We start from the raw sequence: 24889 nt of genomic DNA on the forward strand, positions 1-24889 counted from the left end.
ATGCATCAAGAGTTCACCCTCATACCACCGTAGTGCACGAGCCCCGTAATCCACACATAGATTAATACAACGACCCAACCACCCGAGATTATGGAGACATCAAGAATGTCAACATTCACAGTATTTTTTTGCGGGACAGGATCGAACAGCCTGGATTACGACAGTGCAAACTACAGCGAAGGACAGCTTATCTCCACATTGGCACGCAACCATCTCGGGGTGGAGTTCGATGATTGGCTCATAGCGGATGGACCGGGCAGCGGGAATCAACAAGAAAACGATAAATGGACACTCCCGGGGAACTACACTGATGCTCGGGGCACCACTTTTGGCTCGGGCTGGGAGGAGAACGTCAAGCACGCGATTGCGGTGATCAAGAAGGACCCCAGCCATATGAGGACCTTAATGACAGATGCGGAAATACGCATCCTACAAAGGGAAAAGGCAGCTGCCGAAGCAGCTGGACTTGAGCCGCAGAACACTTTTGGTGGCTGGACCCCTGCCAATAGGCACCGAAAAATCGTTCCCCAAGCTTTACAAAAGGCGCGAGCAAAAGTCCTGCGAACACCACTGCCTGACCGCGTCAACCTCATTGGCTGGAGCCGTGGCGCAGTTACCTGCCACATGATGGCCAATGCAATGTATGCCGACCCGCAGCTCCGCCACATCTGCGTCAACATTTTTGCGATAGACCCGGTACCCGGTCCTTTGAATTTCCAGTTAAACAGGACAACACTGAATACCAACGTGCTGGAATACCGCGCCGTATACGCACGCGATGAGAGGGCGCGCGGCTTTACTCCGATCATCCCGGACGTAAAAGTAAAGAAGGAACTAATCCTCATGCCTGGTGCCCATGCGACCCTTGTCGGAAACGCATCCAAGAATGGCAAGGGCGGCGGCAACCAGATCTTTCCGGAACCAGGACAAATGGTGCGGCATCTTGCGGAGACATTCCTGCGGGATAATGGGACGCAGCTCGGCTCATGCCTGAATCTGAAGGATACCGGCTTATTGGAACTCTACGAACAAATTCTCAAGGACGATAGAAGCTACATCGCAATGCGGCAACTGGGCTACGGCATGGGATGTGTGGAAACGGAAAGCGGAGACCGATGGGCAGCCGTGGGTTCCGGTGCGGTTGTTGCGGGCCTGACATCGCTACCGATGCTGCACCCCGATCCGATCTTTGTAAATTGGCACCATCGCAGTGTTTACATCAAGCACTATGCCGATCTGACAGGAAGGCCGGAGGCCATTGAAAGGGACTTGCTGGCTCAGTGGTTCCCGGTAACCACAGGGCGGTTCATTAGTCGTCCCTGAAAGACGTCACTCGCCCGACCGCCCCAATGCGTTACAGGCAGCCCAACCGTGCCACAACTGCGCTTTTTCGCTACGCTGGACCTGATCGCTAGCAATCCGGGACCATCCTTGCACTGCCGTACCCGTGGCCGAATGATGCCAGCTCGTTGTCGGCAGCGCAGGAGTGAAGCGGGATTGGACGGATTGCTGACGCACGCGATCGATGCCGCGCATGTAGTAGAGGTAGAGACAGCCGATGGGCACGACCCGGCGCGGGCGATCTTTTCGGGCGCCGCAAGTCGCCACCCCAACCAATCGGTGCTTGAATAGAATTTTTTCTGAGAGGCGGCGCATTTGTAAGCAACCGCATGCTGGGCCCAGCCGATGAACCCAGCACGAAGTTGGGGCCTCATATCTGACGGTCAATCCTGGCCATAGACCCTACGGAACTCACGCGGGCTTACCCCAACCAGCCGCCGGAAGCTCTTTTCGAAATGGCTCAGGTCGCCGAAGCCGACCTTCAGCGCCACTTCGGTGATGCGCAGCTTGCGTTGCCGCTGCAGAAGCTCCTTGGCCTTTTCGATGCGTAGCTGCTGCAGCATCGGTTTGAACGGGGTACCGAGTTCGTCGCGGAACAGAAAGCCCAGATGCGACTGGCTAACGTGCGCCTGCCGGGCCAGATCGCCCAGGGTCAGCGGCTCGGCGTAGTGCTCGCCCAGATGCACCAGGGCGCGCCGCAGCGCGTCGTGCAGGCTGGCGAGACGTTGCCCGGGGCGATGCGGAAGGCCGTCGATCCAGTCGACCGGCGTTTCCGGCGGCGTGGGCTCTGCCGGAGGATCGGCCTGTCGCGACACCGTGGCGCGCGCATCGTGCTGCGCTCCTTGCGCCCGGCCTTCCAGCAGACGCGGTGCGTGGCGCTGGATGTCGGCGCTGCCGACCGGCCTGCCTGCAGTCATGACCGCCAGGCGCAGCACCACCCGCTCCAGCTCCTGGAGGTTTTCCGGCCATGGGTAGTGCGTCAGGGCGTCCATCAACACCTCGGTGACCACCTGACCGTGATCCAGGCCATGCCGATCCAGCACATGCTCGACGTGAAAGCCGATATCTGTCCGCCGGGTGCGCAACGGCGCGAGCTCGATTGCCAGGACATCCAGTTGCGACAGCAGCGCGCGTGAGAAGCGTCCGGCATGTACGCGGCGCGACAGATCAGCGGTCGTGGAGGCGATCACCCGCGGCAAGGCCCCGCCGCCCGAGATAGCCCACGGTGTGGACCTGCCCCGAAGATGCACTGCAAGTTGATGCTGTGGCGCGTCGTCGAGCTCATCCACGCCCTGCAGGAACAGCGTTCCTCCCATTGCGCGCTCGAACCATGTTGCCGGCATGTCGTCGGGAGCGGCGCAATCGACCGCAACGAACGGACCCTCTCGCCAGGGTGCAGCTGCATGCAGCAAAACGGCCACCTCCTCTTTCTCGGTGCCGAACTCGCCGCGCACGATGACTGGCAAACGACTGTCTGCGGCCTGCTCGACGAACGCATCGATCATCCAGACTTCTTCGCAGACCCCCGTCATCATCAAAGATCGAGCGAGCCGGTCTTCCGCCAACCTCCGCGCTGCATCGCGCTTGATCAGGTACGCACAACATTTTGCGATCTGCCGACACAGCGTCATCGCCTGCGCGGCCATGCCGCCGTGGGCCGGGGTCACGTGCAGCGTACCGAGCACTTGCCTGGCGTGCTGGACCGGAAAACACCGCACAATCGTTGCCTGATCGTTCGCCTGATCCGGAGCAAGCGGATCGCTTTGCGCTACCCCGACGAACGCGCATGTCGCACCGTTCAAGATCTCGCTCTGCGATAGTTCCGCAGCGATCTTGCCGAGCATTGCCGCCAAGGGATCGCCCGGGAGATAGGCGCGCTGCAATACGTCTAAGACCTGCTTTTCCATTATTAGTCCGACCTGATCAACGGCGCGCTCAGAAGGCGGCCATACCCAAGTCGCGCCATCCCTGACCAGACCGTCGGCAAAGCTCCAAGAAATGAATTCCGCTTTTAGGTTCAACGCTCCCCCACCTCCCGCTCGATCGATCCATCGCAACGTGGAATGACCCTCGCCTGCCTTGTCTGGACCCGTCGGAGGAGCGAAGGATTCGCCAGCGAATCAAACGCTTGTTGCAAGCCATGGCGGGCATTAGCACGCCACCATTCCCCTTTCCCGACGATTCGTGGCAGGTGGCCGACCTTGAATGCGATTGGTTGAAGCGCGTCTCATTCGTTACCGGCACATCGGTGCGTTGCTGCGACGGACTCAAGCAACGACGTGCCGCATGCCGTTGCGACCTCCTGCACAGCGGCGCAGGGATAATGCGCTGTCTTCCCTATGGCGATGCTCATGCCTCAGCCCGTTTCCGCCTTGCGTGCCTACGACACCATCAAGCCCCTGCTATGGCTGGTGTCGCTGGCGATCTTCATGCAGATGCTGGATGCGACCATCGTCAATACGGCGCTGCCGTCGATGGCGCGCAGCCTGCACGAAAGTCCGCTGCAGATGCAGTCGGTGGTCTTCAGTTATGCCTTGGCGGTGGCGATGTTCATCCCTGCGTCGGGCTGGATTGCGGACCGCTTCGGCACCCGGCGCACCTTCCTTGCGGCGATCATCGTGTTCACGCTGGGCTCGCTGCTGTGCGCAGCCGCCCAGCAGCTGCCGCAGCTGGTGGCCGCGCGCGTGGTGCAGGGCATTGGCGGGGCGATGCTGCTGCCGGTGGGCAGGCTGGCAGTGCTCAAGACCGTGGCACGCGCCGATTTCCTGCGCGCGATGAGTTTCATCGCGATTCCCGCACTGATCGGCCCACTCATCGGTCCCACGCTGGGCGGCTACCTGGTGGAAGTCGCCTCGTGGCACTGGGTGTTCCTGATCAATCTGCCGATCGGCGTGATCGGTTTCATCGCTGCGTTGAAGATCATGCCCGACCACTATGGCGATGCGCGCCAGCGCTTCGATCTGATCGGCTATCTGATGCTGGCGTTCGGCATGGTGGCGCTGTCGCTGGCGCTGGATGGCATCTCCGAGCTCGGCTTGCGCCATGCCTTTGTCATGCTGCTGGCCATCGGCGGGCTGGCCGCATTGGCCGGTTACTGGCTGCATGCGGCCAGCATGCCGGCGGCGTTGTTTCCGCTGGCCTTGTTCAAGGTGGCCAGCTATCGCATCGGCATCCTGGGCAACCTGTTCGCGCGGGTGGGCAGCGGCTCGATGCCGTTCTTGATTCCGCTGTTGTTGCAGGTCGGCCTGGGCATGAGCCCGATGAACGCCGGACTGATGATGGTGCCGGTGGCGTTGGCCGGCATGGCGGCCAAACGTGCCGCGGTGAAGCTGGTCGGTCGCTTCGGCTATCGCCGCGTGTTGATGCTCAACACCGTGCTGGTAGGCCTGGCGATGGCCAGCTTTGCCTTGATCGATGTCGGCCAGCCGCTATGGCTGCGGCTGGTGCAGCTGGCCTGCTTTGGCGCGGTGAACTCGCTGCAGTTCACCGTCATGAACACCGTGACCTTGCGCGACCTGGATCGCGAGCAGGCCAGCCCCGGCAACAGCTTGTTGTCGATGGTGATGATGCTGGCCACCGGCTTCGGCGCGGCGGCGGCGGGCAGTCTATTGGCTGCCTTCAACACGCATCTGGGCGACAGCCACGGCGCCACAGCCGCATTGCATGCAACCTTTTTGTGCGTCGGTGGCATCACCTTGTCGTCGACGCTGATCTTCTGGCAGCTGGCCGAGACGCGGCCGCATCCCAGGCAGGTGGAAGAAGTCGCCGAATGACGCGACCTTTGCGGCATCGACCGGCGCCGTACGCAAACGCAGGGCCGTGCGCGATTTCAACGCAGCGTACTGCTCTAGATCTCGTCGCGCGGGCGTTCACGTTGCAGTGCCTCGGCGATGGTGTCGGCCAGCATGTCTCCTGTGAGCGGCTTGCGCAGGAAGCTGTCGAACCCGGCTTCCTGCGCGGTAGGCTCGGCCTCTTCGTCCGAGCGTGCGGTCACTGCAATCAGCGGCATGTCGTAACCGAATACGCGCAGCTGCCGCGCCAGAGCGAAACCATCCAACCCCGGAAGATCCAGATCCAGCAAGGCCAGATCGAAGGCGTTGTCGGCCGCTTCGGTCAGCGCGGCCAGCCCGTGCGGCGCGTGCACCACCGAGTGCCCTTGCGAACGCAGCAGGCCAACGATGACCTCGGCGATAGTGGGGTCGTCTTCCACCAGCAGGATGCGCTGCGGGGCGACCGCGCGTCCCGCGCGCGCCACCTCGCTGCCTAGCGTGGCGTTGGAGGCGACCCAGCGCAGCGGCAGGTCGACCACGAAGCGCGTGCCGGCGCCCAACCGGCTGATCACCTCGATATGCCCGCCCATCGCCATCGCCAGTTCCTGACAGATGGCCAGACCCAGGCCGCTGCCGCCGTAACGCGAGGTGGTCTTGGCGCCATCGCCCTGTTCGAAGCGCTGGAACAGGCGCGCTTTCTGGTCGGCGTTGATGCCCGGGCCGGTATCGGCCACCTCGAAACGCAGCCCCTGATACGAGCCCAGCGTGGTCAGCTTGAGCCCGACCACGCCGCGCTCGGTGAACTTGATCGCATTGCTGAGCAGGTTGAGCAGAATCTGGCGAATGCGGGTGACATCGCCGCTGGCGGTGATGTCGCCAAGCAGCCCTACTTCCAGGCTGAAACGCAGGCCGCGCTCCTGCGCCAGGGGCGCCATCAAGCCCTCCACCTCGGCCACGAGCTGGCGTACCGAGAACGGCTCCAGATCCAGTTCCAGGCGCCCGGATTCGATCCGCGCCAGGTCCAGCGCATCGTTGACCAGCCGCAGCAGATGTGCGCCGGCACGACGGATCGATTCGGTATAGCTGCGTTGTTTGTTGTCCAGCGAGGTCTTGAGCAACAGCTCGCTCATGCCCAGCACACCGGTCATCGGGGTACGCACCTCGTGGCCAAGCGTGGCCAGAAAGCGCGTCTTGGCCAACGACGCCTGCTCGGCCAGCTCCTGCTTGTGCACCGCCAGTTGCCAGGCATTCAAACGCCGCAGGCGGCGGCGATACAACAGCACCGCCGCGGCGATGACGCATAGCGCGAGCAGGCCCAAAAAAACCAGTCCCCACGGCGACAACCACCAGGGCGGCAGCACCTGGAAACGTAACGTCTGGCTGGCCGACCAGATCCCGTCGGCGGTGCGCCCCTGCACTTCCAACGTGTAATGCCCCGCGGGCAGCCGCGAAAACTGCCGCTCGCCGCTGGGACCGACATCGATCCAGTCCGGATCGTAGCCACTCAAACGAAATCGGTAACTGTTGGATTCGGAATCGGCCAGGCTGAGCAGGCGCGCGACGATATGCAGATCGCGGTCGCCGTCCTGCATCGTGAGCGGCTCCTGTCCGGTGATATCCAGACCACGCTCCCCGCGCCGCAAGCCCACGCGTTCGATGATCAACGGCGGCCTGCGCGTGCTGGGGCGCATCGTGGCCGGATCGAATACCACCACGCCGTCGGGCGATGCGGCGACGATCCGCCCGCTGCCGGCCTGCACCAATGTATTGATCTGCAACTGCTGGTTGGGGAGCCCATCGTGCACCCCATATACACGCACCAGTCTGCTGCCCGGATCGATCCGGATCAGGCCGCGTTGACTGGACACCCAGGCGACTCCCCGGGCGTCGACCACCAGCCCGTTGGGCGCCACCAGCGGAAACTCCTGCTCCTTTCCGACGGTATCCAGGTGCTTGAGCCGCGTTCCGTCCCACAGATACCGCCGGATCTCGCCGGCCAACCCGATCCAGACCACGCCCTCCTCTCCCAGCCGGAACAGATACGTCGGCAGGGCCGGCGCACCGTCGACGGGGACAAATCGGTCGGCCACGGGGTCCCAGCGCCGCAGACCGGCGTTGTTGCTCAGCCATATCTGGCCATCCGGGCCAAGGCGTATGTCCAGGATGGTCAACACCTCCAGTCCATGACTGCCATTGACGATGGTCCGCAGCAATCGCCCCTCCTGGTTGCGGATTTGCAGACCGTATTCCAGTACCGTCACCCACAGTCGGCCCTGCGCGTCCTCTGCCATCCAGCCCGGTCGGTCCGCAGCGCCGTCTGGATCGGGTTCGATATCCTCACGCAACGGCCAACGCCTGACTTGCCGGGTCTGCGGGTCATACCGCATCAATTTTCCTTCGACGCCGATCCAGACCAAGCCGCGCCGGCTTTCGAGCATGGAGTCGGGCGGACGCGCGTCGATCTGAGCCAGATGCGTCTGCAGTTGGCCGGTTGCCGCATCGAGATACTCCAGTACATGCCGCGAGCCAGCCAGCCAGACACCGCCCGCAGCCGAAGACGCCGTTGCCAGCACGGACGGATTGGTCAGCGACTGTGGATCACCGCCGTGGTGGGCCAGTACCGCAAAGGTGTCCCAATGCGGGGGCAGGTGCCACAGGCCGCCTTCGAGCGCCGCAAACCACAGCCCGCCCTCCCGATCTTCGTAGGCTGTAATCCAGTTGCGTCTGACCAGGCCGTGCGCCGACAGGCTGTAGACCGGCACGCTGCCGATCTCGGTTCCTGCAGTGGACAGGCCCAGGCCGCTGTCGGTGTCCAGCCAATAGCGCCCGCTGCGATCGTGCAGCAACACCCCCATGACCCGCCGTTTGCTCACGGCTTTCTGCCATGGCTGGGGCCGCGCCTGGCCGTCGGCGCCCACACGAAACGCGTCGCCGGCCACATCCGACACCCATAAGGTGTCGCCACTGTGCTCCATGTGCAGCCGATTGATCGCCTGCGTAGTTCCTGGCAGCGCAACCCGTTGAAAATGCGCACCGTCCCAGCGAGCAAGCCCGCCATGGGTCCCGATCCACAATGTTCCGTCGGGCGCGACCTCGAACCCGATCACGCTGTCGGACGGCAGGCTGGTGGGGTCGTCGGGCACGTTGGAAAATCGCTGCATGCTGCCGTCGGGACGTCGCCGGTACAGCCCGTGGGCCGCGGTACCAAGCCAGACATCGCCGTTCGGGGTGTTTGCCAGCGCCCACACCGTGATTTCGCGCAACTCCGGAAACTGCGGGTTCTCCAGCCGCCTGAACGTGCGTGTCTTGGGCTCCAGAAAACCGGCCCCGCCGTTTTCGAACCCCATCCACACCCGATTGTCGCGATCGACGCAGAGCGTCCAGATCGCGTTGCTGGTCAACCCGTCTTCCATCCGCCAGACGCGGTAATTGCGGCCATCGAATCTGGCCAAGCCGTCATCGCTGGCGATCCAGAGATAGCCCTGCTGGTCTTCGGCCAGCTCACTGACGGTGTCCGAGGGCAACCCGTCGGCGACCGTGACCTGACTGGGCACCGGCGTGAGCAGCGCGCGCGTGGTCGCCCCTGTAGGTGGCACCGCGACGCACAGACACAGCGACACTGCTGCGATCAACCAATAGGAAAAACACAAAAAAAGGCGCACTGGACAGGTTTCACGACGAGTCGCCGCATAGTGCGGGCCGCACGCGGTGCGAGCAAGCCCGAGCGAGCTTGCCGCGCGGCGCATCCGTTCCCGCGTCACGTGGCTTCTCCACCGTCACTGCCCGAGCCGCGCGCGCCTGCCGTGCAGCCACGATCGCTTCGGCCGGCATCTCGGCCGTGACCGGCTTGCGCACGCATCCCTGTCCCATCGGCACCTGCGCGGTCGCGCGCGCCCTGACGGGACTACACGTGACCCGCTTCATGGCAGCCGGGCTCAGAGCGGCCAACAAAACTACGGCGCAGCCGTCAGGCGGCACTACGTTTTTGTCGGCCGCTCCTAGTCGGCGGCCGGCACGTCGTGCGCATCGACGGCGTCGGCCAGCACACGTGCCAGTGCCTGCGCCAGCAGCTCGCCGGTGACCGGCTTGCGCAGGAAGCCATTGCAGCCGGCGGCCATGGCCTGCGGTTCTGCGTCGGCATCGGCACGTGCGGTAACCGCGACGATCGGAAAGCGCACGCCGCGCGCGCGCAACTGCGCCACCAACGACGCACCGTCGATGCCCGGCAGATCCAGATCGCACAGACCCGCGTCGAAGCTGCGCGTACTTATCTCGGCCAACGCCGCCAGGCCATGCAGGACATGGGTGACCTGATGGCCACGCGTCTGCAACAGGCCAACGATCACCTGCGCCACGGTCGGGTCGTCTTCGACCAGCAGCAGCTGCAAGGGTGCCTGTGCCTGCGGCGAGGTTGCGCGTGCAGGCGCAGGCACCGCGGGGAGCACACTCACCCAGCGCAGCGGCAGCTCGACCGCAAAACATGCCCCTTGCCCCAGTTCGCTGCTGACCGTCACCGTACCGCCCATCGCCGCCGCCAGTTCGCGGCAGATCGCCAGGCCCAGGCCACTGCCGCCATGCCGGGCAAGCGTCACGGCGCCTTCGGCCTGCTCGAAGCGCTGGAACAGGCGCCCGCGCTGTTCTGCACTCATGCCCGGGCCGGTATCGCACACGTCGATCCGGATGCCGTGCCTGTGGCTTTGCGGCACCACCGCAACACGCAGGCTGACGCTGCCGTGCTCGGTGAACTTGACCGCATTGAACAACAGGTTGAGCAGGATCTGTTGCACCCGGCTGGCATCGCCATGCAATGCCGGCGGCAGCGCGTCGTCCAGCTCGCACGCAAAGGCCAACTGCTTGTGCTCGGCGCTCGGGCGCACCAGCTCGGCCACCTGCCCGATCAGCTGACGCAGATCGAAGTCGCGGTAATCCAACGGCAGCTTGCCGGCCTCGATCCGCGCCAGATCCAACGCATCGTTGACCAGCCGCAGCAGATGCTTGCCTGCCAGCTGGATCGCACTGGCATAACCCTGCTGACGTCCATCCAGCGGCGTCTGCAGCAGCAACTCGCTCATGCCCAGCACACCGGTCATCGGCGTGCGCACTTCATGCCCGAGCGTCGCAAGAAAGCGCGTCTTGGCCAACGATGCCTGTTCGGCCAGCTCGCGTTTGTGCTGGGCCAGCTGCCACTGCGCGCGCATGCGCACACGGCGACGATAGGCGGCCGCGAGGAATGCGCTCAGCAGCAACCCAAGCAGGCAGATGAGCGCGATGCCTGCGTCACTGCGCCACCATGGTGGATTGACCGAGAACCGCAGCGAGCGCATCTGTGAGCGATTGCCCAGCGGATCCACGCCTTGCAGCGCGAGTTCGTAGCTACCGGCAGGCAAACTGGCAAATTCTCGGATTCCCGCATTGCCCGACGTCTGCCAGTCGGTGTCGAAGCCTTTCAGGAAACTGCGATAACGATTGGAAAGCGGATCACTGTACGACAGCAGACGGCTGACGATCTGCAACTGGCGATCTCCAGGACCCAGCTGAAACGGGCGATCCATGGGTAACGCGATGCGTGCGCCATTGCGTAGCACGCTGACATGCTCCAGCTGCAATGCAGGTACGAACGGTGCGATATCGGGCATTGCTGTATCCAGCAGCACGGTAGAGCCATCGCTGGTCGCACCGATCAGGATATCGCCTGCCATCAGCAGGCAATGCTGGGTGAACTCCTGGCTGGTCAATCCATCGCGCGTGCCGATATTGCGCAGCCGTGCCGGCGTTACCGAAGGGTCGATCCGCCATAGCCCGCGCAAGCTGGAAATCCAGACCCTGCCACGCGCGTCGATCCGCATTGCGGACGCGTCGAACCCGGTCAGGCCATCAGCCTGGCCCACTTGGCGCACGCGCACCCAACGTGTCGCGGTTTTTTTCCATTGTTCTGCACCGATGGCCCGATACACCCAGACCATGTCCGGCGATTGGCTGGCAAATGCCTGGATCTGCGTTCCTTCCAGGCCTGCGACCGGCACGAACCGGCGTGACGCGTCGTCCCAGGCAAACATGCCGCCCTCGCCTGCAACCCAGACACGCCCGTCCGGGCCCTGTTCCAGCTGCTGTACGGCGATATCGCGCAGGCCGTGCAAGTCTTGCTGCGTAATGCGCTGCAGGACACGACCGCTACGCAAATCGCGCTGCTGCAGCATGTCGATGAAGGCCATCCATACCGTGTCACCATGCTCGATGATCCAGTCAGGCGCCGATAGCGCCGACGCCGGTTCAGGGCCATGGGACGGCCAGTGGATGAATTCACCCGTACGCAGATCCATGCGAGAAAGACCAAAGCTCAAGTTGCCCAGCCACACACGTTGCAGGCGATCCTCCAGCGCCGATACCAACTCCATGTCCTTGAGATGCGGCGACTGCAGACCTGTCTGAAACGTGTCGCCGGTGCCTGGATCAACACGCAACAAGCGCCCTTCTGCATCGACTTGCCACAGGCCACCAGAACGGGTGGCAGGGGCCAGGTTGCAATAGATGGCATCGCCCGTCGGCACCGGTGGTTTGAGCACGGCGGTGCGCTTCCAGTCTGCCGGCAAATACCCAAGGCCGGTACCATGCATCGGAACCCAAAGCCCTCCATCGGCTGCTCCCAGCAGGCCAATGACATTACGGCGTGACAACGGCCCTTCACCGCTGAAGGCAGGGACCGGTGGACGCTCGCCACGGGTCCGCCACAGACCGCGTCCGCTTCCCAGCCAGAATTCGCCGTCCGGGGCAGCCACTGCACCCCAGAATTCGTTGCCGGTGCCGAACATCGTCCCCCAGGGAAGCGGCAGCCATTGATCGTCGGTTCCCATGACATGCAATCCCGACTCGCTGCCCAGCCACAGACGGTCCCCCGCCCATTGCAGACCGAAGATGGCGGACTGCCGGTTCGGTTCGTCCGGGACATGTACGCGATGCAGACGTTTTCCGTCGTAATAGGCCAGGCCGCTACTGGTTCCGATCCACAGCCGCCGCCGGTTGTCCGCCGCAAGATTCATGACCATGGCCTGGTCAAGGTTGCCATCGACCATCCCCAGATCCACCGACGACATCGCGCCGGAAGTATCGATGCGAACCAGCGCGCCGGTCGTGGTTCCGGCCCAGATATCGCCGTCGAACGCAGCGACGCTGTAAATCTCGCCATCCTTCATCGACGGATAGTCAACCGCGCGGTAGTGCCGAAAGTGGCTTCGTCCGGCATCCATGACGCTCAGCGTCTTGCCGCAGCCGATCCATATCCTGTCCAGCGCGTCGATGTGCAGCGCCTGGATCGCGTTGCAGGGCAACGATGCCGGGTCGGAAGGATCGTGTCGCCAAGTCCTGAATCCTGCGCCGTCGTATCGCACCAAACCATCCAGGGTGCCAAGCCACAGATAGCCGGCACGATCCTGGTGGATCGCAACCACCATGGTCGATGGGAGTCCGTCGCTGGGACCGACGATCCGGAAACGCGGGATCTCCGGAATCTTCGCCGCACAGGGCAATGCGCCCAGCAGCAAGACGAGCAAAACGGCAAACGCACGCATGTGGGCATCCTTTCCACGTCCAGCCCGCATGCTCGCAACGGATCGTTGCGAGCGCAAGCCAAGCGCGGTGCAGCGGGATATGTCTAGAATCCGCCCATGACAACCCTCGCCCGCCTGTTGCTGCTTCCCGCCCTGGTCGTGACCAGCCTCGCCGCAACCGCTGCGCCGGCGCGGTACGCGCTGGATCCGGTGCACACGCGGGTCCTGTTCGCAGTCGAACATGCCGGCTTTTCCAAGGCGTTGGGCACCGTTTCCGGAACCAGCGGCACGCTGGTGTTCGACCCGGACGACTGGGCCTCGGCTAGGCTGGACGTCACCGTGCCGCTGCACCGCGCCGACCTGGGCGATGCCAAGTGGAACCAGGCCACCCTGGCACGCAACCTACTGAACGCCGAGCGGTTTCCCGACGCGCATTTCGTCTCCACGCAGGTGGAAGCCAGCGGCGAGAACCACGCCAAGGTCACCGGCAATCTGACCCTGCACGGGGTCACCCGCCCGGTCACCCTGGACGTCACCCTCAATGCGCTCAAGCGCCATCCACTGCCGCCGTTCCGCCGCACTGCCGGGTTTTCCGCCACGGCCACGCTGAGCCGTGCGGAGTTCGGCGTCGACGCGTGGAAATCGATGATCGGCGATACGGTGGAACTGCGTATCGAAGCCGAAGCCGTGCGCGAAGGCCGCGCCGACGACGACACGCCGCAACCGCAACCTCAAAACGCACCCGCCGCCCCCGTCGCTGCCCCCAACCCGGAATCCTGAGCATGACCCTGAAGAACGTCGAACGCTGGGGCGGTGTCAGCCAGACCCTGCACTGGCTGATCGCACTGCTGATCCTGGTGCTGGGCATCGTCGGCCTGACCATGGGCGAATTGCCCAAGACGCCGAAATATTTCTGGGTCTACACCGCGCACAAATCGGTGGGCCTGAGCGTGTTGGCACTGGTGATCGTACGGCTGGGCTGGCGCCTGTATGCGGGCGCGCCGCCGCCGGTGTCCGGCACCCCGCGCTGGCAGGAACGCATCGCCGGGCTGACCCACTGGCTGCTGTACGCGATGATCTTGGCGATGCCGCTGTCGGGCTGGTTGTACGACTCCACCAGCGGCCTGCGCCCGTTCCGCTGGTTTGGCCTGTTTGCCGTGCCCAAGCTCAGCCCGCCGGACGAACAATTGCGTGCGGTTGCGCACTTCGTCCACGAGTGGGGCTTCTGGTTGTTGATAGCCGTGGTGCTGGCGCATGCCGGCGCTGCGCTCTACCACCACCTGTTCCAGCGTGACGCCACCTTGGTGCGGATGTTGCCGCGCGGTTGGCTCTCTTCCAAACCCTGAAGGATTTCCCCATGTCGTCCAGATTGCTCGCCTCTCCCCTGCTGGTCGCCGCCGCCCTGGTGGCCACATTCGCTGCCGCCCCGCTTCTCGCTGCCGATTACGTGCAGGCGCCCGGCTCGTCGCTGGTATTTGCCAGCAAGTACGACGGCGAAGTGTTTACCGGCAAGTTTCCCGGTTTCGACACCACACTGAGTTTCGACCCGGCCAATCTTGCCGGCGCCAAGCTCGATGTGCGCATTCCCCTGGCCAGTGCCATCAGCGGAAACAACGATCGTGATTCGACCCTGCAAGGGCCGGACTTCTTCAACGTGGCCAAGTTCGCCACCGCGCGCTACCGCGCCGACAAGGTCCGCGCACTCGGCGGCAATCAGTACGCGGCCGACGGCACGCTGGAATTGCGCGGCGTCAGCAAGCCGGTCACGCTGACCTTCACCTGGACACCCGGCGCGCAGCCGGTGCTGGCCGGCAAGGCGCTGGTCAAGCGCCTGGACTTCGGCGTCGGCGGCGGCGACTGGGCCGATACCAAGACCATTCCCAACGAGACCGCGATCAGCACCAAGGTGGTATTCAAGGCGAAGTAACGCCACCGGCCGCAACCGGACGCGGCCATTGAACGGCGGCCTACCTCGTCGGGCCGCCGTCCTTTACGCCTGTGCCAAACGCATCGCCGCCGCACAGTTGTCGCCTGTTGCATCAGCGCACGCCGGCATCCAGCCACTCGCGCAGACGCCGGCGATCGAACGGCCAACCCAACTCACGCCCATCCGCATCGCACACCACCGGCACGCGCTCACCATAAACGGACTCAAGCGCCGCATCGCCGTCGATGAAGACGCTACTGAACTCGCCTGCGCGTGCCTGCGCCAGTACTTCCACGGCCTGGTCGCACAGGTGGCAATCGTCGCGCTGGTACAGGATCAAGGCCATCCAGAACTCTCATGCTGCGCTGCAGCCGTGCCGCAAGCGCCGACCGACTAGAATAGCCGCCTTTACGCTCACCTCTCCGGCAAGCATGGCTGTCAGCACGTTCGACCTGTTCAAGATCGGCATCGGTCCGAGTTCCTCCCACACCGTGGGGCCGATGCGCGCGGCCGAGCGCTTCGTGCATCGCTGGCTGCTCGACGCCGGCCGCCTGCAGGATGTGGTGCGCATCCGCGCCGAAGTCTTCGGCTCGCTGGCCCTGACCGGCCGTGGCCATGGCACCGACAAGGCCGTGCTGCTCGGCCTGGAAGGCCACCGCCCCAACCTGATCGACCCGGACATCATCCCGGCCACGCTGGAGCGCATCCGCGCCAGCAAGCGCATCAGCCTGATGGGCCAGCACGTCATCGCCTTCGACGAAAAGCGCGACCTGCCGATGAACAAGCGGCAGAAGCTGCCCTACCACACCAATGGCATGCGCTTCACCGCTTACGATGCCGATGAAGCGGTGATCGCCACGCGCGATTACTACTCGGTCGGCGGCGGTTTCGTGGTCAATCAGGACGATGCCGCCGACGACCGCATCGTGGCCGACGAAACGCCACTGCCCTATCCCTTCCTCAGCGGCGACGAACTGCTCGCGCAATGCGCGCGCAGCGGCCTGAGCATCGCCGCGCTGATGTTCGAAAACGAAAAGAGCTGGCGCAGCGAGGACGCCATCCGCGCCGGCCTGCGCGAGCTGTGGGCGGCAATGCAGTCCTGCGTGGAGCGCGGTATCCGCCAGGAAGGCACGCTGCCAGGGGGGCTGAACGTCTCGCGGCGCGCGCCGGCGTTGTATCGCGAACTGTCGTCCAAACCGGAAGCGGCGATGCGCGATCCGCTGACCACACTGGACTGGGTCAATCTCTACGCACTGGCCGTCAACGAGGAAAACGCGGCCGGTGGCCGCGTGGTCACCGCGCCCACCAACGGCGCGGCCGGCATCATCCCGGCGGTGCTGCATTACTTCGACCGCTTCTGCCCCGGCGCATCCGAGCAGCGCATCTTCGACTTCCTGCTCACCGCTGCGGCCATCGGCATTCTCTACAAGGAAAATGCCTCCATTTCCGGCGCCGAGGTCGGCTGCCAGGGCGAAGTGGGCGTGGCCTGTTCGATGGCCGCCGGCGGTCTGGTCGCCGCGCTGGGCGGCAATCCCGGGCAGATCGAAAATGCCGCGGAAATCGGCATGGAACACAACCTGGGCCTGACCTGCGACCCGATCGGCGGCCTGGTGCAGATCCCCTGCATCGAACGCAATGCAATGGGCGCGGTGAAGGCGATCAATGCCAGCCGCATGGCCATGCGCGGCGACGGCAAGCACAAGGTGTCGCTGGACAAGGTCATCAAGACCATGCGCGACACCGGCCGCGACATGCAGGACAAGTACAAGGAAACCAGCCGCGGTGGCCTGGCGGTCAACGTCATCGAATGCTGAGCCGGGCGCGGCCCCGGGCCGCGCCCTGTATCGCCACCGAGCGCGGCAGCGCGCTGCGCACCCGTCGCGCACGCGGAAGAAGACGCCCCACCCCTCCCCTCTGGCAGGCGCAGAAAGCGGCACAGATCGAGCAGGCCGCGAACGTCCTGCCCTGCAACACGTGCCCCCGCAGACACCCTTCTGCCGCCTGCGGAGCAAGGGCTCCGAAGTGCGGATGGGGCCATCGCGATCGTTATCGCTCGCCGGAAGCCGGCGCGCGGCGCAGCCATGCAAGATGCCCTGCCATGGTGTGATTGCAGTCACTGCCCGCAGATCGCCAAACAGGGCGATACGTCCAACGGCCGCGCCCGCCGATGCAGTCGCATGACAGCGCTGTACGTCCCCACCACATGCCGCCATGTACCGTCTGACGCTGGATTCCGACGGAGATCGCGATGCGACAGCTTGCCTGCACTCTCGCCCTGGCCCTGGCCTGCGGCCCCCTGCTGGCGCAGGAAACCAGCTACGGCCCGCGCCTGGAAGGCTTCGACTACCCGTATCCGGTCAAGACCTTTGCGTTCACCTCGCAACGGCAGCCGCTGGAAATGGCTTACCTGGATGTCGCGCCCACCGGCAAACCCAACGGGCACACTGCCGTGCTGCTGCATGGCAAGAACTTCTGCGCTGCCACCTGGGAGCAGACCATCGCCGCGTTGAGCACCGCCGGCTATCGCGTCATCGCGCCTGACCAGGTGGGCTTCTGCAAGTCCAGCAAGCCGGCCGCCTATCAGTTTTCCTTCGCGCAGCTGGCCGACAATACGCAGGCACTGCTGAAAAAATTGGGCATCGAACGTGCGGTGGTGGTCGGCCATTCGATGGGGGGCATGCTCGCCATCCGTTACGCGCTGATGTATCCGCAGGCCACCGAGCACCTGGCCTTGGTGGACCCGATCGGCCTGGAAGACTGGAAGGCCGAAGGCATCCCTTGGCGTAGCGTCGACGCCTGGTACGACAATGAACTGAAGATCAATTTTGAGCGCATCAAGAAGTATCAGATGGAGGTCTACTACGCCGGCCAATGGAAGCCCGAGTTCGAACGCTGGGCGCGCATGCAGGCCGGCATGTCGCTGGGCAGAGGTAGGCAGGCAGTTGCCTGGAACCAGGCGCTGACCTACGACATGGTGTTCAACCAGCCAGTGGTCTACGAACTGCACAAACTCAACGTGCCGACCACATTGTTCATCGGCCTCAAGGACCGCACCGCGATCGGCAAGGACACCGCACCGCCCGAGGTCAAGGCACGTGTCGGCGATTACACCACGCTGGGCAAGCGTGCGGCCGAAGCGATTCCGAACGCCAAGCTCGTCGAGTTCGCCGATCTCGGACATTCGCCGCAGGTGCAGGACCCGACACGTTTCAATGCCGCGTTGTTGAAGGCGCTTGCGCAGTAAGCAGAGCCGGTCCTCTCCACTTCCCCAACCCGCTACCCAGCCACAATCCGCAACACGTCATCCAGCAACGCCGCCGCCGTCACCTCGGCACCCGCGCCCGGTCCCTGTATCAGCAATGGCTGCTGGCGATAGCGATCGCTGCTGATGGCGACACGGTTATCGGTGCCGGCGCCGCCGGCCAGCGGGTGATCCAGCGCCAACTCGCGCAAGCCGACGCTGGCACCATGCGCATCCACGCGGCCGACAAAGCGCAGGCAACGCCCTGCGGCACGTGCCTGCTGCCAGCGCGCGCCGACCACCGCATCCAGCGCGCCCAGCTGCGCATCCAGGGTATCGAGCGGCACCCGCGCAATGCTCGCGGGCACCAGCGATTCCACATGCACCTGTTCGGCTTCCAGTTGCCACCCAGCCGTACGCGCCAGGATCAGCAGTTTGCGCCGCACGTCCTCGCCCGACAGATCGATACGCGGATCCGGCTCGGTATAGCCGGCCGCCATCGCCTCACGCACGCAATCTGAAAACGCGCCATTGCCGTCGTAGCGATGAAACAGCCATGCCAGCGATCCGGACAACACGCCTTCGATCGAATGGATATGGTCGCCGCCTGCCACCAGCGCGCGCACGCTGCTCAGTACCGGCAGCCCCGCCCCGACGGTGGCGCTATCGCCGTAATGCGCACCGCTGGCGTGACGCGCCGCGTGCAAGGCCTGCGCCCGCGACAACGCGGTGCCCTGGCCCAGCTTGTTGGCAGTCACCACATGCACGCCGCGCAGTAGCCATTCCACATGCCAATCGGCGACGACATCGCTGGCGGTCGCATCCACCAGCACATCCCCGGCACGCAAGGCGGTGGTCTCCGCCCAGGGTTGCAGCACGGTCTGGCCGCGCGGCGCAGCATTCGCCTGTTGCAGGGCCTGGGCGGCGCTGGTGCCGCAATCGTGGGCAATGCGCGAATTGGCCAACCAGTCGAAGCGCGGCAACTGCAGCTGGCGCTCCTGCAGCGCGGTGTAGCGCGCCACGAACGCGCGCCCCACCGTTCCGGTGCCCAGCAAGGCCAGCCGCGGTGTCGGCGCCACCGCTGCCGCCGAAGCGCGGCGCGAAACAGGCAGCACAGTGCTCACGCGTCGACCTGTTTGCGGCTTGCGCTGGTCAGTGTCGCCTCCGCACGCGCCAGACCGGCGCGCAGATCGATCAACAGATCCTCTGCCGATTCGATACCGATCGACAGCCGCAGCAAGCCATCGGAAATGCCGGCGGCAGCGCGTGCTTCGGCAGTCATCGCCGCATGCGTCATCGAGGCCGGATGCGCGATCAGGCTTTCCACACCACCCAGCGACTCGGCCAGGGTGAAGTAACGCAGACCATCGACAAAGGCGCGCACTGCGGCTTCGCCACCATCGAGCTCGAAACTCATCATCGCGCCGAAACCCTTCTGCTGGCGCGCCGCCAGCGCATGACCCGGATGCGCGGCCAGGCCCGGGAAATACACTTGATTGACCACCGCATGCCCGTCCAGCAATTCGGCGATCGCATCGGCGTTTTCCTGATGCACGCGCAGGCGCGCATCCAGCGTGCGCAGACCACGCAAGGTGAGGAAGGCATCGAACGGCGAACCGGTCAGGCCCAGTGCGTTGGCCCACCACACCAGCTGTTGATGCAGTTCGGCATCGCGCGCGACCACCGCACCGCCCACCACATCGCTGTGGCCGTTGATGTACTTGGTGGTGGAATGCAGCACCAGATCCGCACCGAACTCCAGCGGCTTCTGCAGCGCCGGCGACAGGAAGGTGTTGTCCACCACGGTCAACGCGCCGACCTTCTTCGCCGCCTCGATGACGAAGCGCAGATCGGTGATGCGCAGCAACGGGTTGGACGGGGTTTCGATCAGCACCAGCTTGGGCGACTGTGCCAACGCATCGGCCAGCGAACGCGGGTCGGTGAGGTCGGCGGTGATCAACGCGAAGTGGCCTTTCTTGGCCAGCGCGTTGAACAGGCGCCAGCTGCCGCCGTAGGCATCGTGTGGCACCACCAGGGTGTCGCCCGGCTGCAGCAGCGCATTGAGCACCAGGTTGATCGCGCCCATGCCGGTGGAGGTGATCACCCCGCCGGCGCCGCCTTCCAGCTCGGCCAGCGCTTCACCAAGCAGATCGCGGGTCGGGTTGCCGCTGCGGGTGTAGTCGTACTGGCGCTTGTTGCCGAAACCATCGAAGGAGAAGTTCGACGACAGCACGATCGGCGGCGTCACCGCGCCATAGGCAGTGTCGCGATCGATGCCGGCGCGGACGGCGGCGGTGGCGGCAGTACAGGGGGCGTCGGCAGGGTCACGAAAGCTCATGCGGTTTCTCCGGTGATGCGAAGGGCAGTGGCGAGGATCGCGTCGATGCGATCGATTTCTTTCAGGAAGGCGTCGTGGCCATAGGGCGAGCGCAGCACGCGCAGACTGCCGCGCGGCCCCAGGCCTTCGACCAGGCTGACCAGGTCGGCCAGCGGCACCAGGCGGTCGCCCTCCACCGCAACGACGACGGTGGGCACGCGTACCTGCGCCGGGTCGATGCGGTGCAGGTCGATGGATTCGGACAGCCGCAAGTAGGCGGTCACCGGGGTGCGCGCGACATACTGCGCGCCCGCGGCATCCAGATAGTCTTCGGCGGCCACGCGCACGCGGCCATTGATCACTTCCGGCGGCGCGTCGAAGCGCTCGCTGAATTCTTCCGGGGTGCGGTAGCTGAGCATGGCGAACTGTCGTGCCAGCGCCAGCCCATGGTTTTCGGCGCATTGCAGCTGACCCAGCGCCACCGCGCGGCGCTGCAGTGCACGCCAGGCGGCGGCATACGGATGCGCGCGATGCGCGCCGCTGACCGCAATCAAGGTGCCGACGCGGGTGGCATGGCGGGTCGCGAACTGCAAGCCGACCAGCGCACCGTACGAGTAGCCGACAAAGCCGTGCAGACGCGCGATCCCCAGCGCATCCAGCAATGCGGCAATCGCATCGGCCTGGTCGGCGGTATCGATCGGCGCATCCAGCGTGCCGTCGGCGCCGAGGAAATCGAATGCCAACAGACGACGCGATGCCGGATCCAGCGCGCGGCCGGCACCGACCAGACCATCCACCCAGCCCTTCTCGGGGAACAGGTCGCTGGCGGCCAGATGGCGATGTGCGGAAATCCCGCCGGCCACGAACACCACCGGCGCATTGGCGGCGCCGATCAGTTCATAGCGCAGCCGCAGCTCGCGCATGCCGGCATGGCGCATCGGCAGGGCAATGACAAGCTCACCGCGCACGGCGATCAAGCCGTCGTCGGTGGCGGCGGGCGTATCGGCGTATTCGGTCGGTGATGGCGATGCTGTATTCACGAGGCTCATGGCGATATCCGGGGTGGATCGGCCATCGAGCTTCGCGGGAGCTCGCGTTCGACGTGCGCAAGGCACGATTCGAACCATCTTTCGGCGGACACGACGTCCCCGCAGGATTTGGCACCAAACGCGGGCGCTTGCGCGCTCCGCTGGCTGCCCCGGCATCAAAGGGCCTGTCCCTCCGCCGGTCTCGATGGTGAGGCTAAGATGCCACCGCTTTTCTGCGATGTCAATCTCTTCATGCGGATGGAAAGATATATTTTCATCCGATACCACCCCTGCCTGCGATGGACCGCATACTTGATGTCCCTCCGTTCGAGCCGATCGCGTGCCCCACCACGTGTCTCGCGGCGCCCTGCCCGCCCTCGCCTGGCATTTTTTCATTGCGTTCCTGGCGTGCATCGCACCCGCCAACGCGCAGCAACGCTGGCATTGGCCAGGTGCCGCAGACACGCCTGCGCGCTCGCCAGCAGGCGCAGTTGCGCAGACGGCGCCCGCATCGCCCGGCACCGGCCCGGCGCTGCAGCTGGAGTGGCAGGCCCCGGCCTATCTGGCATGGGTGAACAACCCGCTAGCCGGACCCGCACAGGTGCAGCTGAGCGCACCGCCCAGCGAGGATTACCGCGCCGTGCCGCAGTTGCCGCTGACGGTGCAACTGGCTGCGCACCAGCGCCGCCTGCTCGCCCGGCTGTATCCGGCCAGCAACCAGCGCAGCCTGGGCGGGCTTGGACTCAAGCTCGACGTGGTGCCCGGCGATCCGCAGGCCCGCCCGCAGCAGCAAGTGCGCTACCAGCTCCCGTTTCGCGATGCGCCGATACAAGTGGACCAGGGTTTTGGCGGGGCCTTCAGCCATACCGATGCGCCCAACTGGTACGCGGTGGACTTCGCGCTGCCGCAAGGCACCCCGGTGCTGGCGGCGCGCGAGGGCGTGGTGATGGAGGTACGGCGCGACGTCATCGAAGGCGGCCCGCACGACCAGGCGGCCGGCGGCGGCAACCTGGTGCGGGTGCTGCACGCCGACGGGAGCATGGCCATTTATGCCCACCTGGCGCCCGATGGCGTGGCGGTACGCCCCGGCCAGGTGATGCGCATCGGCGAGCGCCTGGGTGCTTCGGGCAGCACCGGCTTCAGCACCGCCCCGCACCTGCATTTTTCGCTCCAGCGCAATGCGGACATGCGCCTGATCTCGTTGCCGTTCCGGATGCTGGGCCCGCAGGGCGAGTTGCAGTTCCCCTCGCCGGCACCGTAAGTGACGGCGCCCGGAAGCACCCAGCTGCCGACATCGGGCCACCCGGCCAGCGCCACAAAGGCCCGCCGCGGCGAAGCCGCTATAATCGCCGGCTTCCTCAGTTTCCGCGGGCGCCCGACCGGGCGCGCTCAACCCATGTCCGACGTCTCCAACGAAGCCGCGCGCCGCCGCACCTTCGCCATCATTTCCCACCCCGATGCGGGCAAGACCACGCTGACCGAAAAGCTGCTGCTGTTCGGCGGTGCGATCCAGATGGCCGGCTCGGTGAAGGGCCGCAAGGCCGCCCGTCACGCCACCTCGGACTGGATGGCGCTGGAAAAGGAACGCGGCATCTCGGTCACCTCCTCGGTGATGCAGTTCCCGTACGAGGGCAAGATCGTCAATCTGCTCGACACCCCCGGCCACGCCGACTTCGGCGAGGACACCTATCGGGTGCTGACCGCGGTGGACTCGGCGCTGATGGTCATCGACGTCGCCAAGGGCGTGGAAGAACGCACCATCAAGCTGATGGAAGTCTGCCGCCTGCGCGACACCCCCATCATGACCTTCATCAACAAGCTCGATCGCGAGGGCAAGAACCCGATCGATCTGCTGGATGAAGTCGAAACCGTGCTGGGCATCCAGTGCGCGCCGGTGACCTGGCCCATCGGCATGGGCCAGCGCCTGAAGGGCGTGGTGCACCTGATCACCGGCGAGGTGCATCTGTACGAACAGGGGCGTAACTTCACCCGTCAGGATTCGACCATCTTCCCGTCGCTGGATGCGCCTGGACTGGCCGAAAAGATCGGCGCGCAGATGCTGGCCGAGCTGCGCGACGAGCTGGAACTAGTGCAAGGCGCCAGCAATCCGTTCGACCTGCAGGCCTACCGCGCCGGCCAGCAGACCCCGGTGTTCTTTGGCTCTGGCGTCAACAACTTCGGCGTGCAACCGCTGCTGGATTTCTTCATCGAGCAAGCACCGCCGCCGCAGGCACGCGACACCACCGGCCGCCGGGTCGAGGCGACCGAAGCCAAGCTCAGCGGCTTCGTCTTCAAGATCCAGGCCAACATGGACCCGCAGCATCGTGACCGCGTGGCCTTCATGCGCGTGTGCTCGGGCAAGTTCACTGCCGGCATGAAGGCACTGCACGTGCGCAGCGGCAAGGACGTCAAGCTGGCCAACGCGCTGACCTTCATGGCCTCCGACCGCGAGATCGCCGCCGAAGCCTGGCCGGGCGACGTGATCGGTATCCACAACCACGGCACCATCTCCATCGGCGACACCTTCACCGAAGGCGAATCGCTGTCGTTCACCGGCATTCCCAATTTCGCGCCGGAGTTGTTCCGTCGTGCGCGCCTGCGCGACCCGCTCAAGCTCAAGCAGCTGCAAAAGGGCCTGGCACAGCTCTCCGAAGAAGGCGCCACGCAGTTCTTCCGCCCGTTGATGAGCAACGATCTCATTTTGGGTGCGGTGGGCGTGCTGCAGTTCGACGTGGTGGCTTACCGGCTCAAGGACGAATACGGCGTGGACGCGATCTTCGAGCCGGTCAGCGTCACCACCGCACGCTGGGTGCATTGCGACAACGCCAAGAAGCTGGAGGAGTTCCGCGAGAAGAACGCCGGCAATCTGGGCATCGACGCGGCCGGCCAGCTGGTCTATCTCGCTCCGACACGCGTGAATCTGCAGCTGGCGCAGGAACGCGCGCCGGACGTGCGCTTCTCGGCAACGCGCGAACACGCGCATGCCAAGGCGATCGATTGACCGCGGCTTGAACCGATGCATGCAACCGCACCCGCCGGCAATGCGAATTGCTCGCAATTGCGGTACCTTTTTGGCATGAACGCAGACGCCTCTCCCTCGACCGACCTGCGCGACGAGATAGCCAGCGCCGTCACCCATGGCCTGGGTGCCATCGCTGCATTGGCCGGTGGCTCGGTGCTGATCACGCTGGCCGCCGTCTATGGCGACGGCTGGCAACTGGCCACCTCCATCGTCTTCAGCGCCACCCTGGTCTTGCTGTACGTCGCCTCCACGCTGTTTCATGCCATCCCGCATCCCGGCGCCAAGGCGCGCCTGCAGGTACTCGATCACTGCGCGATCTATCTGTTGATCGCCGGTACCTATACCCCGTTTACGCTGGTCAATCTGCGCGACTCCTGGGGCTGGGGCCTGTTTGCCGCCATCTGGACGATCGCCGCTGCCGGCGTGGTCTTCAAGTTGTTCTTCACCGGTCGTTTCCGGCTGCTGTCGACAGTGCTGTATCTGGCGATGGGCTGGCTGATCGTCGTAGCGATCCAGCCGTTGCTGCGCTCGGTCGATACCTGGTCTCTGTGCTGGCTGTTGGCCGGCGGACTCTTCTATACGCTGGGCACGTACTTCTACCAGCGCGACACCCAGCGCTATTTCCACGCGATCTGGCATTTGTTCGTGCTGGCCGGTAGCGCTTGCCACTTCGTTGCGGTGATTGCGCAAGTGATGTGA

17 protein-coding genes and 1 riboswitch are annotated in these 24889 nt (G+C 64.8%); of the genes, 10 read left to right on the forward strand and 7 right to left on the reverse strand.

Annotated features, from left to right (window positions below):
- Window positions 1-105 precede the first annotated feature (105 nt).
- The gene (locus tag XarjCFBP7645_RS01600) at window positions 106-1323 is read left to right on the forward strand and encodes a hypothetical protein (RefSeq protein ID WP_102580871.1); all 1218 of its coding nucleotides are present in this window, start codon (window positions 106-108) and stop codon (window positions 1321-1323) included.
- A 401-nt stretch (window positions 1324-1724) separates the two neighbouring features.
- Here XarjCFBP7645_RS01600 and XarjCFBP7645_RS01605 read toward each other — a convergent pair whose 3' ends face one another.
- Window positions 1725-3248, reverse strand: a complete 1524-nt coding sequence (locus XarjCFBP7645_RS01605; protein ID WP_104535989.1) for an AraC family transcriptional regulator — start codon at window positions 3246-3248, stop codon at window positions 1725-1727.
- Window positions 3249-3692: 444 nt separating this feature from the next.
- On the opposite strand from XarjCFBP7645_RS01605, the gene mdtD reads away from it, so the two are divergent.
- Entirely contained in the window at window positions 3693-5114 is a 1422-nt protein-coding gene (gene mdtD / locus XarjCFBP7645_RS01610) for a multidrug transporter subunit MdtD (protein ID WP_104536706.1), read from the forward strand.
- Between the two features lie 74 nt (window positions 5115-5188).
- Here the strand turns inward: mdtD and XarjCFBP7645_RS01615 are convergent, their stop codons facing one another.
- On the reverse strand, window positions 5189-8857 hold the full coding sequence (locus XarjCFBP7645_RS01615) for an ATP-binding protein (RefSeq protein ID WP_181126206.1): 3669 nt from the start codon (window positions 8855-8857) through the stop codon (window positions 5189-5191).
- Window positions 8858-9109: 252 nt separating this feature from the next.
- Window positions 9110-12676 carry a hybrid sensor histidine kinase/response regulator gene (locus tag XarjCFBP7645_RS01620; RefSeq protein WP_104535991.1) on the reverse strand — a complete coding sequence of 1189 codons (3567 nt, stop codon included), beginning with the start codon at window positions 12674-12676 and terminating at the stop codon, window positions 9110-9112.
- A 96-nt stretch (window positions 12677-12772) separates the two neighbouring features.
- Here XarjCFBP7645_RS01620 and XarjCFBP7645_RS01625 point away from each other — a divergent pair, with 96 nt between their 5' ends.
- The 3 genes from XarjCFBP7645_RS01625 to XarjCFBP7645_RS01635 are packed head-to-tail and all read left to right on the forward strand — an operon-like array spanning window position 12773 to window position 14582.
- Complete coding sequence (locus XarjCFBP7645_RS01625; protein WP_104535992.1) at window positions 12773-13435, forward strand: YceI family protein; 663 nt, start codon at window positions 12773-12775, stop codon at window positions 13433-13435.
- A 2-nt stretch (window positions 13436-13437) separates the two neighbouring features.
- On the forward strand, window positions 13438-14001 hold the full coding sequence (locus XarjCFBP7645_RS01630; protein ID WP_104535993.1) for a cytochrome b: 564 nt from the start codon (window positions 13438-13440) through the stop codon (window positions 13999-14001).
- Window positions 14002-14012: 11 nt separating this feature from the next.
- Window positions 14013-14582 (forward strand): YceI family protein, encoded by a 570-nt coding sequence (locus XarjCFBP7645_RS01635; protein ID WP_104535994.1) that lies wholly within the window; start codon window positions 14013-14015, stop codon window positions 14580-14582.
- A gap of 112 nt (window positions 14583-14694) precedes the next feature.
- Here XarjCFBP7645_RS01635 and XarjCFBP7645_RS01640 read toward each other — a convergent pair whose 3' ends face one another.
- Window positions 14695-14928, reverse strand: coding sequence for a glutaredoxin family protein (locus XarjCFBP7645_RS01640; RefSeq protein WP_104535995.1), 234 nt, complete (start codon window positions 14926-14928; stop codon window positions 14695-14697).
- 85 nt (window positions 14929-15013) lie between these two features.
- Between XarjCFBP7645_RS01640 and XarjCFBP7645_RS01645 the strand changes: the two genes are divergently transcribed.
- Both XarjCFBP7645_RS01645 and XarjCFBP7645_RS01650 read left to right on the forward strand, forming a co-directional pair.
- On the forward strand, window positions 15014-16396 hold the full coding sequence (locus XarjCFBP7645_RS01645) for an L-serine ammonia-lyase (RefSeq protein ID WP_104535996.1): 1383 nt from the start codon (window positions 15014-15016) through the stop codon (window positions 16394-16396).
- A gap of 434 nt (window positions 16397-16830) precedes the next feature.
- The gene (locus tag XarjCFBP7645_RS01650; RefSeq protein WP_104535997.1) at window positions 16831-17826 is read left to right on the forward strand and encodes an alpha/beta fold hydrolase; all 996 of its coding nucleotides are present in this window, start codon (window positions 16831-16833) and stop codon (window positions 17824-17826) included.
- Between the two features lie 32 nt (window positions 17827-17858).
- Here XarjCFBP7645_RS01650 and XarjCFBP7645_RS01655 read toward each other — a convergent pair whose 3' ends face one another.
- Genes XarjCFBP7645_RS01655 through metX form a run of 3 tightly spaced genes read right to left on the reverse strand, consistent with a single transcriptional unit; the run spans window position 17859 to window position 21189 of the window.
- Entirely contained in the window at window positions 17859-18947 is a 1089-nt protein-coding gene (locus tag XarjCFBP7645_RS01655) for a homoserine dehydrogenase (RefSeq protein WP_181126103.1), read from the reverse strand.
- Window positions 18944-20161, reverse strand: coding sequence for an O-succinylhomoserine (thiol)-lyase (locus tag XarjCFBP7645_RS01660; RefSeq protein ID WP_104535999.1), 1218 nt, complete (start codon window positions 20159-20161; stop codon window positions 18944-18946). Before XarjCFBP7645_RS01660 ends, XarjCFBP7645_RS01655 begins: the two co-directional genes overlap by 4 nt.
- Complete coding sequence (gene metX / locus XarjCFBP7645_RS01665; protein WP_053054152.1) at window positions 20158-21189, reverse strand: homoserine O-succinyltransferase MetX; 1032 nt, start codon at window positions 21187-21189, stop codon at window positions 20158-20160. Before metX ends, XarjCFBP7645_RS01660 begins: the two co-directional genes overlap by 4 nt.
- A 71-nt stretch (window positions 21190-21260) precedes the next feature.
- Window positions 21261-21380, reverse strand: a riboswitch (SAM riboswitch).
- 128 nt (window positions 21381-21508) lie between these two features.
- Here metX and XarjCFBP7645_RS01670 point away from each other — a divergent pair.
- The 3 genes from XarjCFBP7645_RS01670 (at window position 21509) to trhA (ending at window position 24889) form a co-directional block, all read left to right on the forward strand.
- Window positions 21509-22429, forward strand: coding sequence for a M23 family metallopeptidase (locus XarjCFBP7645_RS01670; RefSeq protein ID WP_080995375.1), 921 nt, complete (start codon window positions 21509-21511; stop codon window positions 22427-22429).
- Window positions 22430-22564: 135 nt separating this feature from the next.
- The gene (locus tag XarjCFBP7645_RS01675; protein ID WP_104536000.1) at window positions 22565-24169 is read left to right on the forward strand and encodes a peptide chain release factor 3; all 1605 of its coding nucleotides are present in this window, start codon (window positions 22565-22567) and stop codon (window positions 24167-24169) included.
- Window positions 24170-24244: 75 nt separating this feature from the next.
- On the forward strand, window positions 24245-24889 hold the full coding sequence (gene trhA / locus XarjCFBP7645_RS01680; RefSeq protein ID WP_104536707.1) for a PAQR family membrane homeostasis protein TrhA: 645 nt from the start codon (window positions 24245-24247) through the stop codon (window positions 24887-24889).

Origin of the sequence: Xanthomonas arboricola (assembly GCF_002940665.1) — a bacterium.
Lineage (GTDB): Bacteria > Pseudomonadota > Gammaproteobacteria > Xanthomonadales > Xanthomonadaceae > Xanthomonas > Xanthomonas arboricola_B.

Excerpts from the sequence above, each read along its gene's own strand:
- XarjCFBP7645_RS01600 (WP_102580871.1), top strand. The coding sequence starts at position 106 with ATGTCAACATTCACAGTATTTTTTTGCGGGACAGGATCGAACAGCCTG.
- XarjCFBP7645_RS01605 (WP_104535989.1), bottom strand. The coding sequence starts at position 3,248 with ATGGAAAAGCAGGTCTTAGACGTATTGCAGCGCGCCTATCTCCCGGGC.
- mdtD (WP_104536706.1), top strand. The coding sequence starts at position 3,693 with ATGCCTCAGCCCGTTTCCGCCTTGCGTGCCTACGACACCATCAAGCCC.
- XarjCFBP7645_RS01615 (WP_181126206.1), bottom strand. The coding sequence starts at position 8,857 with ATGCGCCGCGCGGCAAGCTCGCTCGGGCTTGCTCGCACCGCGTGCGGC.
- XarjCFBP7645_RS01620 (WP_104535991.1), bottom strand. The coding sequence starts at position 12,676 with ATGCGTGCGTTTGCCGTTTTGCTCGTCTTGCTGCTGGGCGCATTGCCC.
- XarjCFBP7645_RS01625 (WP_104535992.1), top strand. The coding sequence starts at position 12,773 with ATGACAACCCTCGCCCGCCTGTTGCTGCTTCCCGCCCTGGTCGTGACC.
- XarjCFBP7645_RS01630 (WP_104535993.1), top strand. The coding sequence starts at position 13,438 with ATGACCCTGAAGAACGTCGAACGCTGGGGCGGTGTCAGCCAGACCCTG.
- XarjCFBP7645_RS01635 (WP_104535994.1), top strand. The coding sequence starts at position 14,013 with ATGTCGTCCAGATTGCTCGCCTCTCCCCTGCTGGTCGCCGCCGCCCTG.
- XarjCFBP7645_RS01640 (WP_104535995.1), bottom strand. The coding sequence starts at position 14,928 with ATGGCCTTGATCCTGTACCAGCGCGACGATTGCCACCTGTGCGACCAG.
- XarjCFBP7645_RS01645 (WP_104535996.1), top strand. The coding sequence starts at position 15,014 with ATGGCTGTCAGCACGTTCGACCTGTTCAAGATCGGCATCGGTCCGAGT.
- XarjCFBP7645_RS01650 (WP_104535997.1), top strand. The coding sequence starts at position 16,831 with ATGCGACAGCTTGCCTGCACTCTCGCCCTGGCCCTGGCCTGCGGCCCC.
- XarjCFBP7645_RS01660 (WP_104535999.1), bottom strand. The coding sequence starts at position 20,161 with ATGAGCTTTCGTGACCCTGCCGACGCCCCCTGTACTGCCGCCACCGCC.
- metX (WP_053054152.1), bottom strand. The coding sequence starts at position 21,189 with ATGAGCCTCGTGAATACAGCATCGCCATCACCGACCGAATACGCCGAT.
- XarjCFBP7645_RS01675 (WP_104536000.1), top strand. The coding sequence starts at position 22,565 with ATGTCCGACGTCTCCAACGAAGCCGCGCGCCGCCGCACCTTCGCCATC.
- trhA (WP_104536707.1), top strand. The coding sequence starts at position 24,245 with ATGAACGCAGACGCCTCTCCCTCGACCGACCTGCGCGACGAGATAGCC.